Genomic DNA, 16,090 nt, shown 5'->3' with positions numbered 1-16,090 from the left:
CCACCCGGGAGCGACCCGGCACGGGGGCGGTCCCGCGCGGCCTGGCCCGACGATGCGGCGACCCGGTGCGAGCCCGGACGGGCACGGTCCGGCACGGCCCGACCCGACGGGACGGCGACCCCGTACGGACGCGAAGCGGCGCGGGAACGGTCCGGCACGGGTGCGGCGCCCCGAGACGGGAGCCGCCCGGCCCGGGCGGCGGCGACCCGCCACGGGAGCGGCCCGGCCCGGCTGGCGGCGCCCCGACGCAGGGGTGACCGCCTGACGGCGACCCGCCACGGGGACGGCCCGGTGTGGGAGCCGCTCGGCGCCGGGCCCCCGGCCTCACCGGCCCCCGCCGCTCCCACCCTGCGGGGCACGCGATCGCACGCCGGGGCGCGGCCCGCCCGGCCGACCACGGAAGACGTCCCAGCGGGCGCGGCCCGCGGCCGACCGCCGGACGGCGTCCCCGTAGGCGCGGTCCGGCCGAACCGACCGCCGGGGCTACTCGACCCGTGTCATCCGGGCCACCGGATCGCCCGCCTCGGCGTTGTCCGTCTCGTAGGTGAGGGTGCCGGAGGCCGGGGTCAGGCGTACCGCGTGGCGGCCGGTGGTGCAGACGTCGCGGTTGGACGCGGCGGCCACGCTGGTGGCGAGGATCTGCCGGTCGGTGACCTTCTTCAGGATGAGGGTGTCGTCGCAGACCCCGCCGATCTGGTCGGTCTGCCGAAAGGTGCCCAGTTCCTCGCCGACGGCGGCCTGGTGGACGGTGACGCGGAACGTGCCCATCGGCAGGGTGCCACCCAGGCCGAGTCCGTTGCCCTCCCAGGTGCCGAGGTAGGAGGCGGGGACGGCGGTCGGGCGGCCGGACGCGCCCGGCGTGCCGCCGGTGGGAGCGGGCTCGGCGGCCGTCGCGCCCGCGGACGGCTCTCCGGTGCCGGACTCGCCGGCGTCGCCCGGGGCCGTCGGGGCGGAGCCCGCGGCGCTGTCCCGGCCGCCGGAGCCCGTGCCGGGGAGCAGGTCGAAGAGGAACGCCGAGCCGACCGTCACGGCGGCCAGCGCCCCGGCGACGGCGAGCGCGACCGTGCAGCTCGTCCTCCGGCCGCGGCCGTCCGTGCCGGGCCCGCTGGTGGCGGCGACGCTGACGGAGACCTTGCCCGGCCGCTGCTGCGCCGGGAGCTTGCCCGGCCGGTCCGGCTCCGGTTCGCCGGGCGCCCGGTCGCGGGGGCCGGCGTCCCGGAGCGCACCGGCCGCGGTGTCCGGCCGGCCGGGCGGGCGGGGCGCTGTCGCGGGTGGCGGGCCGAAGCCCGGCGGGGGCGGGCCGAACCCGGGCACCGGCGCGCCGGCCGCCGCGGAGCGGCCCGGGTCCGTCCCCGCGGACGGCGCACCGGCCCCGGAGCCGGGCGGACCGAAGGCGCCCGCGCCGCCGGTGTCCCCGGGGCCGGCCGCGCCCGTCTCCACCGCCGGGCTGCTGAACCCCACGACTCCGGACGCGGGCGACCCCCCGGACCCGGCCGCGTCGAGGTTGAGCAGCTGCACGGCACTGCGGCTCACCTGCTCCACCAGCGGGCCCGGCAGCCAGCCGGCCGTGACCAGGCGCGCCGCGCCCTGCGGGGCGAGCCGGGCGGCGATCTGCTCCGGGGTGGGCCGCCGCGTGGGCTCCTTCGCCAGACAGGCCGCCACCAGGTCCCGCAGCGTGCCCTCCACGGCGTCCAGCCGGGGTTCCTCGTGGACGACCATGTAGAGGAGGGAGGCGGAGGAGTCGCCGGGGAACGGGGGCTCGCCGGTGGCCGCGTACGCGAGGACGGCGCCGAGCGAGAAGACGTCGGCGGCGCCCGTGACGCCCTTGCCGAGGATCTGCTCCGGGGACATGTAGCCGGGCGAGCCGACCGAGACGCCGGTCGAGGTCAGGGAGGCGGTGCCGTCGGTGGCGCGGGCGATCCCGAAGTCGATCAGCAGCGGACCGTCGAGGGTCAGCAGCACGTTGGACGGCTTGACGTCCCGGTGGACGAGCCCCAGCGCGTGCACGGCCGTGAGGGCCTCGGCGAGTCCGGCGCCGAGGGCCCGCACGGAGTGGTCGGGGAGCGGTCCGGCGTCGGCGACGGCCGCCGTCAGCGACGGCCCGGCCGCGTAGCCGGTGGCGACCCAGGGCACCGGCGCCTCCGGGTCGGCGTCGAGCACGGGCGCGGTCCAGGCGCCGCCCACCCGCCGGGCCGCCTCGACCTCACGGCGGAAACGGGCGCGGAACTCCTCGTCGAGCGCGAAGTGCGGGTGCACGATCTTGACCGCGACCGTGCGTCCGCCCGCGCTGCGGCCGAGGTACACCCGGCCCATGCCTCCGGAGCCCAGCCGGCCCAGCAGCCGGTAGGGCCCCACGGCCGTGGGTTCGTCGACGCCGAGTGGCTGCATGGCACCCACGGATCACCCCTCCCCCGTACACACTGCCCAGCAGCGTAGTGCCGTGCGCCGCGCCGGCCCCCTCTCCGGGAGCGGGTCAGGGCGTCAGGAGCCGCACCGACACGTCCGCCGGGAAGCCCGTGGTCGGGCCGACCCGGCGCGCGAACTCCTGCACCGCCGCGAGCTGGGGGTCGCCGAAGCGGAAGTCGAGCGTCGTGAAGTACTGCTCCAGGACCGCCTCGTCGAAGCCCTCCCAGCGGGCCGCCTGCTCGGCCACCTTGGAGACCTCGTCGAGCGAGAGGTCACGGGAGGCGAGGAACGCCTCGTGCACCCTGCGGGTGACGAGCGGCTCGCGCTCCAGGTAGTCGCGGCGGGCGGCCCACACGGCGAAGACGAACGGAAGGCCCGTCCACTCCTTCCACAGGGTGCCGAGGTCGTGCACCTGGAGCCCGTACTTCGGGCCGTCGAGCAGGTTGGCCCGCAGCGCGGCGTCGCCGATGAGGACGGCGGCGTCGGCCTCCTGCATCATCAGGCTCAGATCGGGGGGGCAGGTGTAGTACGACGGCCGCACGCCGACCTTCTCGGCGAGCAGCAGTTGCGCCAGCCGCACGGACGTGCGCGACGTCGAGCCGAGGGCGACGCGTGCGCCGTCCAGCCGGTCGAGCGGGACCTGCGAGACGATCACGCAGGACATCACGGGGCCGTCGCAGCCGACCGCGATGTCGGGGAAGGCCACCAGCTCGTCGGCGTGCTTGAGGAACTCCACGAGGGTGATGGGCCCGATGTCGAGGTCGCCCCGCACCAGCTGCTCGCTGAGCTTCTCCGGGGTGTCCTTGGTGAGCTCGAAGTCGAGGAGCGTGCCCGTTCTCGCGAGCCCCCAGTACAGGGGCAGGCAGTTCAGGAACTGGATGTGGCCCACGCGCGGCCGGGTGCGAGAATTGTCCACATCGCGAGGCTAGACCCCGTGGGATACGGTGCGACCCGCAGGGTCCGCAACCGTGGCGGAAACCGCCCGGTTCCCCTGCGTCAACCCTGATGACACCGCGAAATCAACGCACGTCAGGCGGCTCGTCCGTCCGGGCGAAACTTCCCGGTGGCGTGATCTTCGCCTCTATTGCTTCCGGCGGCCCGCGTGCTAGGCTCGCCCGCAAGTTGCAGTTTGGTTTCCCTTGCAGTACAGAGCCTGCGGAGCATGTGACCGCGGGCTCTCGTCGTTTTCAGACATATGCAGTTGTTTACACAATCGCAGGTTCTGGAGCAGGGCAACCCTTTGGGCCCAAGGAGGGCTTATGGCTACCGGAACCGTGAAGTGGTTCAACGCCGAAAAGGGCTTTGGTTTCATCGCCCAGGAAGGCGGCGGCCCGGACGTCTTCGTCCACTACTCCGCGATCAACGCGAGCGGCTTCCGCTCCCTGGAGGAGAACCAGGCGGTCTCCTTCGACGTCACGCAGGGTCCGAAGGGCCCGCAGGCGGAGAACGTCACCCCGATGTAAGGGGTCGGCTCCTGGAGCCGATGCTTTGATCAGGACCTGAGAGCAGTACCCAAGGAGCCCCGCACCGGCCGGTCGCGGGGCTCCTGCCTTGCCGCCCGGCAGCAGGAGGCGGGCGCCGGCCGCTCAGCGGGCGTAGATCGCCTCGATCTCGCGGGCGAAGTCCGCCTCGATCGCCGCGCGCCGCAGTTTCATCGACGGGGTGAGATGCCCCGCCGCCTCGGTGAACTCGCCGGGCAGCACGGTGAACCGGCGGATGGACTCCGGGCGGGAGACCAGCTTGTTCGCCTCGTCGACCGCCCGTTGCAGGATCGCCAGCAACTCCGGGTCGTCGAGGATGAGTTCGGGCGGCACGCCGTGCTTGCCGTTCATCCGGCGCCAGTGCGTGACGCCCTCGGGGTCGAGGGTGACGAGCGCGGAGACGAAGGGGCGGCGGTCGCCGACCACCATGCACTGGGCGATCAGCGGGTGGGAGCGGAGCCAGTCCTCCAGCGGCGCCGGCGCGACGTTCTTGCCCCCGGCGGTGATCAGGATCTCCTTCTTGCGCCCGGTGATGGTGAGGTAGCCGCCGTCGTCGAGTGCGCCGATGTCGCCGGTCGCCAGCCAGCCGTCGGGCGCGGCGTCGACGACACCGCCCGCGTGCGGGTCCCAGTAGCCGCGGAAGACCTGCTCGCCGCTCAGCAGCACCTCGCCGTCGGCGGCTATCCGCACCCGGGTGCCGGGCAGCGGCCAGCCGACGGTGCCCAGCCGGGGCCTGACCGGGGGTGTGACCGTGGCGGCGGCGGTCGTCTCGGTGAGGCCGTACCCCTCGAAGACCTCGATGCCGGCACCCGCGTAGAACGCGGCGAGCCGGCGCCCGAGCGGGGAGCCGCCGCAGATGGCGTAGCGGACCCTGCCGCCCAGCGCGTTGCGGATGCGGCGGTAGACGAGCGGGTCGTACAGGGCGCGGGCGGCGCGCAGCCCGCGGCCGGGTCCGGGGCCGGTGCCGTGCTGCCGGGCCTCGACCGCCTCGCCGTACGAGCGGGCGATGCGGGCGGCGCGGTCGAAGGACGAGCCGCGGCCCATCCGCTCGGCGGTGGCGCGGCCGGTGTTGAAGACCTTCTCCAGGACGTAGGGGATCGCCAGCAGGAAGGTCGGCCGGAACGTGCCGAGGTCGGCGAGGAGTTCCTCGGTCTGGAGGCTCGGGGCGTGCCCGAGCCGCACCCGGGCGCGCATGCAGGCGACGGCGACCATGCGGCCGAAGACGTGCGAGAGGGGGAGGAAGAGCAGGGTGGAGGCGGGGTCCCGGGTGCGCGCCTTGAAGATCGGGTGGAGCAGTTCCACCGCGTTGTCGACCTCGGCGAAGAAGTTGCCGTGGGTCAGGGCGCAGCCCTTGGGGCGGCCGGTGGTGCCCGAGGTGTAGATCAGCGTGGCGAGCGTGTCGGGTCCCAGCACGCCGCGGCGGACGGCGACCTCCTGGTCGGGGACGTCGCGGCCGAGTTCCGCGAGGCGCTCCACGTGGCCCTTGTCGAAGACCCACATGTGCCGCAGGTCGGGGATGCGTTCGCGTTCGGGGCCCAGCGTCGCGGCCTGGGCCGCGCTCTCCACGGCGACGGCGACGGCTCCGGAGTCCTGGAGGATCCAGCGGGTCTGGAAGACGGAGGACGTGGGATAGACGGGGACGGTGACGAGTCCGGCGGCCCAGGCGGCGAAGTCGAGGAGGGTCCACTCGTAGGTCGTGCGGGCCATGATGGCGATGCGGTCACCGGGCATCAGGCCCTCGGCGACGAGGCCCTTGGCGACGGCGAGCACCTGGCCGGCGTACTCCGCGGCGCTCACGTCGATCCAGCCGTCGCCGTCGGGCGTCTTCCTGCTGAGCACCGCCTCGCCGGGTGCCGCCGCCGCGTTGTCGAACGGGATGTCGGCCAGCGAGCCGTGCGTCACGCGGCCGGCGAGCGGGGGCACCGCGACCTCCCGCACGACGCCGTCCAGGCGCCGGATCTCGGGTTCCCTCAGGGGCGGCGCGGCGTCGTGGGCGTACGTGCTGGACACAAGGCGGCTCCTTGTCGGCCTGCGGCCGGGGCGGGTGCGAAGCGGGTGCGGGCGGACTGGGGGAAGCGGGGCGCGCACCCTCATACGGGCCCGGGGGGCGGGGAGTTCAGGGGCGGCGCCCCGGTCAGACCGGGGAGCCTACGGCGCCCGCGTGTGGGGTTTGTGTCGCTTTGGGGCGGGCCAGGTGGGGGTTACCCGAGGTAGCGGTGAGGGTGCGATCCGATGCGGCACGCGCCGCCACCGGGCTCCGCCGCACCGCCGCGCGACGTCCCGGTCCGACGCGTCCGCCTCGGCCCGCATCCCCGACCTATCCGGCCTTACCCGCGGTAACCTTACTGCGGAGTAAGAGAGTGCGCCTCCGTCTCCGGCGAAGAGCCGCGCCCTCCCCCGCGCCGCTCCTCGCGAAGCCCCGCCGCCGGACCCGCCGACCACCCCGGAGAACGAGATGCGCACGCCCCCCTCCGCCCGCCCCGAGCCGGCGACCCGGACCCTCACGGCCGCGCCCGCCCTCACGCCGCTGCTGGCCCGCGGCGCCCTGCTCTCCCCGTTCAAGCGCCCCCGCCCCCACGCGCCCGCCCCGCCCGGCCGGCTCGTCCTGCCGGGCGTGCGCGTCGACCTCGCCCGGCTCGCCGCGTACGAGCGGGTGTGCGGGTTCGCGACCGGGCAGGAGGTCCTGCCGGTCACCTATCCGCACGTCCTGGCCTTCCCGCTGGCGATGCGGATCATGGCGGGACGGGACTTCCCGCTGCCGCTGCCGGGGCTGGTGCACACCTCGATCACGATCACCCAATACGCGGCTCCCGCCGTGAACGCGGCGTACGACCTCGCGGTGCGGGTCGAGGGACTGGCGCCGCACCGGAGGGGCACCGAGGCGACGGTGCTGACCGAGGCGCGGACCGCGGACGGGCTCGTGTGGGCGTCGCGGAGCACCTATCTCGCCCGGCACCCGGCACGCCCACCTGCTCCCCCGCGCGGCGGCCCGGCGAGCACCCCGGCGGACACGGCGCGCGGACCGGCCGCCGACGGGCCGCACCCCCTCGCGGCGGGCGCCGCGGAACCGGCCGCACCCGATCCGCGCGGACCGCTGCCGCCGCTCGCCGAGTGGCGGCTCGGCCGGGACGTCGGCCGCCGCTACGGCGCCGTCTCCGGCGACCGCAACCCCATCCACCTGCACCCGCTGACCGCACGCCTCTTCGGCTTCCCGCGCGCCGTCGCGCACGGGATGTGGACCGTCGCCCGCTGCCTCGCGGAGTTCGGACCGCAGGGCGCGGTGGAGGTACGGGCCGACTTCCGGGCGCCGGTCCTGCTGCCGGGCACCGTCACCTACGCGGCACAGGGCCTGGCCTTCGCCCTCCGCTCGGGCGGGCGCGTCCACCTGACCGGGCACGTGCGCCCGCTTCCCGTGCGGGCGGCGGACGCGGGCGGGGCGGCGGACGGTGCCCCGGACCCGACGGCCCCCTGACGACCGGCGGCCGGCGGGAACGCCGGGCGGGCGACGGCTACGGCCGGCCGCTGCGGGGCGGGGTCCAGGGGCGGTCGCGCAGGAGGTCACCGAGCCCGGCCCAGGCGAAGTTCATCAGGGTGCCGGCCGCCTCCCGGGCCGAGACGCCGGGCGTCGCGTTCGCCCAGGCGGCCAGCGACTCGGCCGCGCCGACGAGGGCCTGCGCCAGCCCGGCCGCCTCCCGCTCCGGCAGGGACGGGTCGCGGTGCGCCTCCCGGGCCGCTTCGACGATCAACTCCGTGACGAACGCGACGAGTTCCTCACGCATCGCGGAGACCACGGTCGCGAACGGCTCGCCGTGCGTGCGGGCCTGGAGGTGCAGCACCGTCCAGCCGTCCGGGTGCTGGGCGGTGTGCGTGAAGAACGCCCCGAGCCCTTCCCAGAGCTGGCGGTCGGCGGGCAGCCCGCGGGCGACACCGGCACGGACGGCCGCGGTGAGCGCCGCGGCCTCACGCCGGATGCACGCGGTGAACAGCTCTTCCTTGGAGTTCAGGTACAGATACACCAACGGCTTGGACACGCCCGCCAGTTCGGCGATCTCGTCCATCGAGGCGGCCCGGTAGCCCCGCTGCCCGAAGGTCCGGACGGCGGCGTCCAGCATCTGCTGTTCGCGGACCGCGCGGGGCATCCGCCTGCTCTTCACAGCACCCATGCGGGCAAGCGTACGATCGCGCGGCGCCGGGCCGGGCGCGCCGATACCGGGCGGGGCCGCGGGCCGGGATCAGGAGGTGCGGCCGCCGGCTCCGCGGGCCGTCTCGTCCAGGACCTCGTCCTCCTGGCTGCGGTTGCGGTCCAGGTTGGCCTTGACGCGGTCGACCCGGGCGACGACCTGGGCGGAGGCCCGGTCGCGCTCGCCGCGCAGGACGACGAAGCTGATCGGCGCGGAGATCACCAGGGCGAGCAGGACCACCCACATGTAGTTCGAGTCGCCGAGGCCGCGCGGGGCGACACCCGAGTAGACGAGGCCCCAGACGACCACGAGGCAGCCCAGGAAGACACCGAGGCGCATCAGTGTGTAGCGGAACATCCCAATCCACTCTTTCCGTTCCGAACGGTCCCGAAGAACACCGTCCAGTGAAGCACGCCGAGAGGTCGATCTTTCAGGGGGGCCTCAGTCGCACCGGCCGAGGGGGAGCAGCATGGTGACGTCGTCGCGGTCCTCGCCCGGCGCGACGCGGATCGCCCCGGGCACCCGGCCGACCTCCTGGTAGCCGCAGGAGGCGTAGAAGCGCTCCAGGCCCTCGCCACCCCGGCAGGTGAGCCGGATCGCCTCCACCCCGGGGAGCGAGCGGGCCGCCGTCTCGGCCGCGGCGAGCAGGTCGCGGCCGTATCCGCGGCCCTGGTGACGGGGGTGCACCATCACGGTGTACAGCCACACCCAGTGCCGCATCAGCCGGTGGCCGTTGTGCGTGAGGAAGGCGGTCGCGGCGACCCGCCCGTCCTCGTCCCGGCCGACCAGCAGCCGGGTCCGGCCCTCGGCCATGGCACGCAGGTGCCGGAGGAGTTCGGGGCGCACGTCGGCCGCCGTCACCGGCGGCACGAAGCCGACGGAGCCGCCCGCGTTCGAGACGTCCGCCCACAGGGCGGTCACCCCGTCCCGCAGGGCGGGGGTGACCGCCGGGTCCGGCTCGAAGCGCAGGGTCACGTCAGACCCGCATGGGCTGCGGCGACTCGCGGCGCTCGGGGTCCGGGCCGTCGTACTCGCGGATGATCTCGTAGCGGGTGTTGCGCTCGACGGGGCGGAAGCCGGCGTCGCGGATCAGGTCGAGGAGGTCCTCGCGGGTCAGCTTGTTGGGCGTCCCGTAGTTGTCCGCGTCGTGCGTGATCTTGTACTCGACGACCGATCCGTCCATGTCGTCGGCGCCGTGCTGGAGCGCGAGCTGCGCGGTCTGCACGCCGTGCATGACCCAGAAGACCTTGACGTGCGGCACGTTGTCGAAGAGCAGCCGGGACACCGCGAAGGTCTTCAGCGCCTCGGCGCCGGTCGCCATCTGGGTGCGGGCCTGGAGCCGGTTGCGGACCTTGCCGTCCTGCATGTCGACGAAGTCGTGCTGGTAGCGCAGCGGGATGAAGACCTGGAAGCCGCCGGTCTCGTCCTGCAGCTCACGCAGCCGCAGCACGTGGTCGACCCGGTGCCGGGGCTCCTCGATGTGCCCGTAGAGCATCGTGCACGGGGTCTTGAGACCCTTCTCGTGCGCGAGCCGATGGATGCGCGACCAGTCCTCCCAGTGGGTGCGGTGGTCGACGATGTGCTGCCGGACCTCCCAGTCGAAGATCTCCGCCCCGCCGCCGGTCAGCGACTCCAGGCCGGCGTCGATCAGCTCGTCGAGGATCTCGGAGGCGGACAGCCCGGAGATCGTCTCGAAGTGGTGGATCTCGGTGGCCGTGAAGGCCTTCAGGGAGACCTCGGGCAGGGCCTTCTTCAGCTCGCTCAGGGAGCGCGGGTAGTACCGCCACGGCAGGTTCGGGTGCAGGCCGTTGACGATGTGCAGCTCGGTGAGGTTCTCGCCGCGCATGGCCGTCGCGAGCTTGACGGCCTCCTCGATGCGCATCGTGTACGCGTCCTTCTCGCCCGGCTTGCGCTGGAACGAGCAGTACGCGCAGGACGCGGTGCACACGTTCGTCATGTTGAGGTGACGGTTGACGTTGAAGTGGACGACGTCGCCGTTCTTGCGCGTGCGCACCTCGTGCGCGAGGCCGCCGAGCCACGCCAGGTCGTCCGACTCGTAGAGCGCGATGCCGTCCTCGCGGGTCAGCCGCTCACCGGCCCGGACCTTGTCCTCCAGCTCGCGCTTGAGCCCGACATCCATGCGTTTACCTCTCCCTGTGACGAACCCTGCCCACCGTACTCCCCCGCCTTCCGGCACCCGGGCCCCACCAGGGGCTTCGCGGGTGGCCCGTGTCACTCCTCCTCGGGGAGCTCCCCGACCCGGTTCTCCCACTTGGTGGAGAGCACGATGGTCGTACGGGTCCGGGAGACGCCCTTGGTGCCCGACAGGCGCCGGATGGTCCGCTCCAGGCCGTCGACGTCGCTGGAGCGCACCTTGAGCATGAACGAGTCGTCACCCGCGATGAACCAGCAGTCCTCGATCTCGCCGAGGTCGCGCAGCCGGTGCGCCACGTCCTCGTGGTCGGCGGCGTCGGAGAGCGAGATGCCGATCAGCGCGGTGACACCGAGCCCGAGCGACGCCGAGTCGACCGTCGCGCGGTAGCCGGTGATCACACCGGCCGCCTCCAGCCGGTTGATCCGGTCGGTGACGCTCGGCCCCGACAGCCCGACGAGTCGTCCCAGCTCCGCGTAGGAGGCCCGGCCGTTCTCTCTCAGGGCCTGGATGAGCTGCCTGTCCACCGCGTCCATGCGATCGAAGCCTTCCGCTGTATGTGTCCGAAGAAATCCGAAGGGCGGCGGACCGGCCGGGAGGACCCGGGGTGCGCCGCCCGGGTTGCTCAGGTGGTGTCGCCCCGGGAGCCGCCCCCGAGTTCGCCCTTCCACCGCCGGTACAGGTCGTGGCCGACGCCCGCCGCGTCGAGGACCCGCCCGGCGACGAAGTCCACCAGGTCCTGGATGTGCGTGGCGCCCGCGTAGAAGGCCGGCGAGGCCGGGACCACCGTCGCTCCCGCGTCGTCGAGGGAGACCAGGTGCCGCAGGGTCTGCCCGTTCAGCGGGGTCTCCCGCACGGCGACGACCAGTCTGCGCCGCTCCTTGAGCGTGACGCTCGCGGCCCGCTGGAGCAGGTCCTTGGAGAGGCCGAGGGCCACTCCGGCCACGCAGGCCGTGGACGCGGGCACGATGATCATGCCCTTGACCGGGTACGAGCCCGACGAGGGACCCGCCGCGAGGTCGCCCGCGCTCCAGTGCCGCACCGCGTCGAGGTGCTCCTCGAAGGCGGTGAAGGTGCCGGGCTTGCCGTCCGCGCCCCGCGCCAGCCATCCGCGCAGGTCCTCCCGCCAGTGCGCGTCCCGGAACGGCAGGCCCGTCTCGTCGAGCAGCGTGAGCCGCGAGGCCCGGCTGACGACCAGGTCGACGCTCTCCCCCGCCTCCAGCAGCGAGCGCAGCACCGCCCCCGCGTACGGCGTACCGGACGCGCCGGACACCCCCACGATCCAAGGCCGGCGCTCCGTCTGTCCTGGCTTCATGATGTCGAGCCTATCCGGCCACCGCCCTGATTCAGACCGTGAGCCCGCGCACCAGCAGATCCAGCAGGGCGCACACGAACAGCGCGATCCCGATGAATCCGTTGACCTGGAAGAAGGCGCGGTTGAGGCGGGACAGGTCGTGCGGCCTCACGATCGTGTGCTCGTAGAGGAACGCGCCCGCGACGATCACCAGGCCGAGCCAGAAGAACACGCCGGCCCCGGTGGCCAGCCCGTACCAGACGAACAGCCCGGTCGTCACCGCGTGGCAGACGCGGGCGCCCTGGACGGCGGCCGGGATGCCGAAGCGGGCCGGCACCGACAGCACGCCGATCTCCCGGTCGGTCTCGACGTCCTGGCAGGCGTAGATCAGGTCGAAGCCGCCGATCCAGACGCCGACCGCAAGACCGAGGATCACCGCGTCCCAGGACCAGGTCCCGGTGACGGCGATCCAGGCGCCGATCGGGCCCATGGCCTGCGCGAGACCGAGGATGGCCTGCGGGAAGTTGGTGAACCGCTTGCCGTAGGGGTAGACGACCATCGGGATGACGGCGATCGGCGCCAGCGCCAGGCAGAGCGGGTTCAGCAGGGCCGCGGCGCCCAGGAAGAAGACGAGGGCGACGAACGCGCCCGTCCAGGCGTGCCGCACGCTCATCGCGCCGGTGACCAGTTCGCGGTGGGCGGTGCGCGGGTTGCGGGCGTCGATCTCGCGGTCGATGATCCGGTTCGCCGCCATCGCGAAGGTGCGCAGCCCCACCATCGCCACGGTCACCAGGAGCAGCCGCCCCCAGTGGATGTTCCCGTCCACCTCGTACATCGCCGTCAGCGCGGCGATGTACGCGAAGGGCAGCGCGAACACCGAGTGCTCGATCATGACGAGCCGCAGGAACGCCTTGGTGCGGCCCGGCTGCGGAAGCGCCGCGGAAGCTGAACTCACAGCCCGTACTCCTTCCAGCGGCGGTCGACCTTCGCCGCCGTCTCCGGGTCGGACAGCACCATCTCGGGCCAGCCGCCGTCCCGGGTGTAGCCCTCCTCGGGCCACTTCCTCGTCGCGTCGATCCCCGCCTTGCCGCCCCAGAACTGCTGGTAGGAGGCGTGGTCGAGGTGGTCCACCGGGCCCTCCACGACGGTCAGGTCGCGGCTGTAGTCCGTGTTGCCGAGGGCGCGCCAGGCGACCTCGTGCAGGTCGTGGACGTCGCAGTCGGCGTCGACGACCACGATGAGCTTCGTCAGGGACATCATGTGGGCGCCCCAGACGGCGTGCATGACCTTCTGGGCGTGCTTGGGGTACCTCTTGTCGATCGACACGATCGCGCAGTTGTGGAAGCCGCCCGCCTCCGGCAGGTGGTAGTCCACGATGTCCGGCACGATGATCTTGAGCAGCGGCAGGAAGAACCGCTCCGTGGCCCGGCCGAGCGGCCCGTCCTCGGTGGGCGGCCGGCCCACCACGATCGACTGGAGCAGCGGCCGCTTGCGCATCGTCACGCAGTCGATGGTCAGCGCCGGGAACGGCTCCTGCGGGGTGTAGAACCCGGTGTGGTCGCCGAAGGGGCCCTCGGGCAGCATCTCGCCCGGTTCCAGCCAGCCCTCCAGGACGACCTCGGCGTTCGCCGGCACCTGGAGCGGCACGGTCTTGCAGTCGACCATCTCGATCCGCTTGCCCTGGACGAAGCCGGCGAAGAGGTACTCGTCGATGTCCCCGGGCAGCGGGGCGGTGGAGGCGTAGGTCACGGCGGGCGGGCAGCCGAAGGCGATCGCGACGGGCAGCCGCTCGCCGCGCCGGGCCGCCACCTGGTAGTGGTTCCGGCTGTCCTTGTGGATCTGCCAGTGCATGCCGATGGTGCGCTTGTCGTGCCGCTGGAGCCGGTACAGGCCGAGGTTGCGGACCCCGGACTCGGGGTCCTTGGTGTGGGTGAGCCCCAGGTTGAAGAAGGAGCCGCCGTCGTCGGGCCAGGTGAACAGGGCGGGCAGCGTGTCGAGGTCGACGTCGTCGCCGCGCAGCACCACCTCCTGCACCGGCGCGTCCTTGACCTTCTTCGGCGGCACGTGCGCCATCGCGCCGAGCTTGCCGAAGGCCTCGCGCATCCCGACGAACCCCTGCGGCAGCTCGGGCCGGAGCAGCCCGCCGATCTTGTCGGAGATGTCGGCGTAGGACTTCAGGCCGAGGGCCTTGAGCAGGCGGCGGTCGGTGCCGAAGACGTTCATGGCGAGCGGCATCGCCGACCCGCGCACGTTCTCGAAGAGGAGCGCGGGCCCGCCCGCCTTCTGCACCCGGTCGACGATCTCCCCGACCTCCAGGTACGGATCCACCTCGGCCTTGATGCGCTTGAGGTCTCCCTCGCGCTCCAGCGCCCTGAGCAGGGAGCGAAGATCGTCGTAAGCCATGTGTTCCAGTATCGGCCACCGGCTACCCTGTGCCCGTCACCGGGGCCCCGAGCGGTCCCTCCGTCGCGTTCTGGGGGCCGTTTCGTCATGTTCAGGTATCTGCCGTTCCTGCTGGTGCTGGCGTTGTGGATCTACGCCTTCATCGACTGCCTGAACACGCCGGAGGAGGAGGTCAGGGGGCTGCCGAAGGTGGTCTGGGTGATCATCATCCTGCTCTTCGGTGAAGTGCTCGTCGGCCCGATCGCCTGGCTGGTGGCGGGCCGCAACCGCCGCGGTCCCGCCGGCGGCTCGACCCCCTCGGAGTGGCACCGCAACCACCGCACCGCCTACGTCGCCCCGGACGACAACCCCGACTTCCTCAGGTCCCTCAAGGCCGAGAACCGCAAGGACGAGTCCCTGCTGAAGGACTGGGAGGCCGACCTCAGGCGCCGCGAGGAGGAACTGCGGCGGCGCGAGGACACCGGCCGGTCCGGCGACGAGTCCTGAGACTCCCGCACCGAGACGCGCGCGCCGGGGCCGGGGGGCACGCGGGCCGAGGCGGTGTCCGCGGAGGCAGCGAGGCCGAGACGGAGACGGCCGGCCGGTGCGCAGCCGCCGAGCGGGCGGCACCGAGTGCGGGACGCGGTGCGCGAGGAGGCCGCGCGCGGGCGGCGGGGCCGTGCCGGGGGGTGCCTCTATGTCTTTCGTCAAGCTGTGCGAGGGCTTCTGGGTTCGTAGAAGGTTCCGTCGCGGAGCATGGCGAAGAGGACGCTGATGCGGTGGCGGGCGAGGCGGAGGAGGGCTTGGGTGTGGGTTTTGCCTCGGGCTCTGCAGCGGTCGTAGTAGGTCCGGGAGGCGGGGTCGTGCAGGGCTGCGAACGCGGAGAGGAACATCGCTCGTTTCAGCTGCCGGTTGCCGCCTCGGGGGGCGTGTTCACCGTGGATCGACGTGCCGGACTGGCGGGTTGCCGGGGCGAGTCCCGCGTAGGAGGCCAGGTGGGCGGCGGTGGGGAACGAGCTGCCGTCGCCGACGGTGGCCAGGAGGACTGCGGCGGTCCTGACGCCGATGCCGGGCATCGAGGTCAGGACCTGGGAAAGAGGGTGGGCCTCCAGCAGGGCTTCGATCCGGGCCTCCAGGGCCCGGCGTTGTTCATGGACGGCAGCCAGTGACTTCGCCAGGGACGGAACGATCACGTCGAGGGTGCCGGTGCCGGGGACGACGACGGTCTGCTCGTCGAGTGCGGCGAAGATGTCGTCGACCAGCCGCTCGGCCATCCGCGGAGCCCTGGGGCGGATGACCTCGATGAGCCTGCGGCGGCCTGCCTTCCGCAGTGCCTGCGGGGATCCGTAACGCTCGAGGAGCCAGGTGACGGCCTGGTGGTCCAGACGCGGTCCCAGGACGCGCTCCAGGCTGGGGTGGAACTGGGTGAGCAGGCCGCGGATGCGGTTGGAGGTGCGGTTGGCCTCGCCGACGAGGTCCTGGTCGAAGCCGACCAGCATGGTCAGCTCCGCGGTGACCTCGTCGGTCAGGTCGAGGGCGCGCAGGGTGTGGGGCATGGTGCGGGCGGCGTCCGCGATGACGGCGGCGTCCTTGGCGTCGGTCTTGGCCTCGCCGGGGTAGAGGTCGGCGATCCTGCGCATGGCGAGTCCTGGCAGGTAGGCGACCTGACAGCCGGCGTCCCTGGCGACGGTCAGTGGGAGGGCGCCGATGGAAGCGGGCTGGTCCACGATCACCAAGACCGTGCCGAACTTGGCCGTGAGCTTGTCGAAGACAGCTCGGAGCTTCGGTTCGCTGTTCGGCAGCGGCTTGTCGAAGACCCTCTTCCCGGCCAGGGTCAGGCCGTGTCCGTGGTGCGTGTGCTTGCCGACGTCCAAGCCCAGGAAGACGCCCACCTTGTCGATGTCGACCATCGTGCCCCCACATGCGTCGATGCCGTGCCGGCCCAGGGTCGGGAGCCGTTCTCGCGCATCCACGTTATGCAGACCTGCCGCCCGCAAAACGGCCGGGCATTACGCCCGGCCGGACGGTGGTCGGGCCTCTGATCAGCGTCTCCGACGGCACCCCTCGGGCCCGGTGACACCACCCCCCAGGTCATCCGTTCCAATGCCGTTGCTTTAGTGGTCGTGCCACCGGTTGTTCAAGGCCACGGCGATCGGTGGACGTCGGCTGCTGGAAGGCTCGCCAGGGGCTTTGC

The 16,090-nt window shown here is 73.1% G+C and carries 15 protein-coding genes; 3 read left to right on the top strand and 12 right to left on the bottom strand.

Features of this window, described 5'->3' with window-relative positions; genetic code table 11:
* Nucleotides 1-483 precede the first annotated feature (483 nt).
* Nucleotides 484-2,388, bottom strand: coding sequence for a serine/threonine-protein kinase (locus tag ACGFS9_RS27295; protein ID WP_393256916.1), 1,905 nt, complete (start codon nucleotides 2,386-2,388; stop codon nucleotides 484-486).
* Nucleotides 2,389-2,473: 85 nt separating this feature from the next.
* Entirely contained in the window at nucleotides 2,474-3,322 is an 849-nt protein-coding gene (locus ACGFS9_RS27290; protein WP_393256859.1) for a menaquinone biosynthetic enzyme MqnA/MqnD family protein, read from the bottom strand.
* A 343-nt stretch (nucleotides 3,323-3,665) separates the two neighbouring features.
* Between ACGFS9_RS27290 and ACGFS9_RS27285 the strand changes: the two genes are divergently transcribed.
* Nucleotides 3,666-3,869 carry a cold-shock protein gene (locus tag ACGFS9_RS27285; RefSeq protein ID WP_067282429.1) on the top strand — a complete coding sequence of 68 codons (204 nt, stop codon included), beginning with the start codon at nucleotides 3,666-3,668 and terminating at the stop codon, nucleotides 3,867-3,869.
* Nucleotides 3,870-3,992: 123 nt separating this feature from the next.
* Here ACGFS9_RS27285 and ACGFS9_RS27280 read toward each other — a convergent pair whose 3' ends face one another.
* On the bottom strand, nucleotides 3,993-5,897 hold the full coding sequence (locus tag ACGFS9_RS27280) for an AMP-dependent synthetase/ligase (RefSeq protein ID WP_393256858.1): 1,905 nt from the start codon (nucleotides 5,895-5,897) through the stop codon (nucleotides 3,993-3,995).
* Nucleotides 5,898-6,342: 445 nt separating this feature from the next.
* Here ACGFS9_RS27280 and ACGFS9_RS27275 point away from each other — a divergent pair, with 445 nt between their 5' ends.
* Nucleotides 6,343-7,359: a MaoC family dehydratase gene (locus ACGFS9_RS27275; RefSeq protein WP_393256857.1), complete on the top strand. Its 1,017-nt coding sequence runs from the start codon at nucleotides 6,343-6,345 to the stop codon at nucleotides 7,357-7,359.
* 37 nt (nucleotides 7,360-7,396) lie between these two features.
* Here ACGFS9_RS27275 and ACGFS9_RS27270 read toward each other — a convergent pair whose 3' ends face one another.
* From ACGFS9_RS27270 to ACGFS9_RS27235, 8 genes are all read right to left on the bottom strand, one after another.
* Nucleotides 7,397-8,050: a TetR/AcrR family transcriptional regulator gene (locus tag ACGFS9_RS27270; protein ID WP_393256856.1), complete on the bottom strand. Its 654-nt coding sequence runs from the start codon at nucleotides 8,048-8,050 to the stop codon at nucleotides 7,397-7,399.
* Between the two features lie 69 nt (nucleotides 8,051-8,119).
* Nucleotides 8,120-8,425: a DUF4229 domain-containing protein gene (locus ACGFS9_RS27265; protein ID WP_393256855.1), complete on the bottom strand. Its 306-nt coding sequence runs from the start codon at nucleotides 8,423-8,425 to the stop codon at nucleotides 8,120-8,122.
* An 84-nt stretch (nucleotides 8,426-8,509) separates the two neighbouring features.
* Nucleotides 8,510-9,043, bottom strand: a complete 534-nt coding sequence (locus ACGFS9_RS27260) for a GNAT family N-acetyltransferase (protein ID WP_393256854.1) — start codon at nucleotides 9,041-9,043, stop codon at nucleotides 8,510-8,512.
* Nucleotide 9,044: 1 nt separating this feature from the next.
* Entirely contained in the window at nucleotides 9,045-10,208 is a 1,164-nt protein-coding gene (mqnE, locus tag ACGFS9_RS27255) for an aminofutalosine synthase MqnE (protein ID WP_393256853.1), read from the bottom strand.
* 92 nt (nucleotides 10,209-10,300) lie between these two features.
* Entirely contained in the window at nucleotides 10,301-10,756 is a 456-nt protein-coding gene (locus ACGFS9_RS27250) for an Lrp/AsnC family transcriptional regulator (protein ID WP_393256852.1), read from the bottom strand.
* An 89-nt stretch (nucleotides 10,757-10,845) separates the two neighbouring features.
* Entirely contained in the window at nucleotides 10,846-11,535 is a 690-nt protein-coding gene (locus tag ACGFS9_RS27245; RefSeq protein WP_393256851.1) for a UbiX family flavin prenyltransferase, read from the bottom strand.
* Nucleotides 11,536-11,566: 31 nt separating this feature from the next.
* Nucleotides 11,567-12,469, bottom strand: a complete 903-nt coding sequence (mqnP, locus tag ACGFS9_RS27240) for a menaquinone biosynthesis prenyltransferase MqnP (RefSeq protein WP_393256850.1) — start codon at nucleotides 12,467-12,469, stop codon at nucleotides 11,567-11,569.
* Entirely contained in the window at nucleotides 12,466-13,917 is a 1,452-nt protein-coding gene (locus ACGFS9_RS27235; protein ID WP_393256849.1) for a menaquinone biosynthesis decarboxylase, read from the bottom strand. Before ACGFS9_RS27235 ends, mqnP begins: the two co-directional genes overlap by 4 nt.
* 87 nt (nucleotides 13,918-14,004) lie before the next feature.
* Between ACGFS9_RS27235 and ACGFS9_RS27230 the strand changes: the two genes are divergently transcribed.
* On the top strand, nucleotides 14,005-14,403 hold the full coding sequence (locus tag ACGFS9_RS27230; RefSeq protein WP_393256848.1) for a PLD nuclease N-terminal domain-containing protein: 399 nt from the start codon (nucleotides 14,005-14,007) through the stop codon (nucleotides 14,401-14,403).
* Between the two features lie 200 nt (nucleotides 14,404-14,603).
* On the opposite strand, the gene ACGFS9_RS27225 is transcribed toward ACGFS9_RS27230, so the two are convergent.
* Complete coding sequence (locus ACGFS9_RS27225) at nucleotides 14,604-15,806, bottom strand: IS110 family transposase (RefSeq protein ID WP_393256915.1); 1,203 nt, start codon at nucleotides 15,804-15,806, stop codon at nucleotides 14,604-14,606.
* Nucleotides 15,807-16,090: the final 284 nt, after the last annotated feature.

This window comes from Streptomyces sp. NPDC048566, assembly GCF_043199735.1.
Classification (GTDB): domain Bacteria; phylum Actinomycetota; class Actinomycetes; order Streptomycetales; family Streptomycetaceae; genus Streptomyces.
This window is presented reverse-complemented; position numbering and strand designations above follow the sequence as displayed.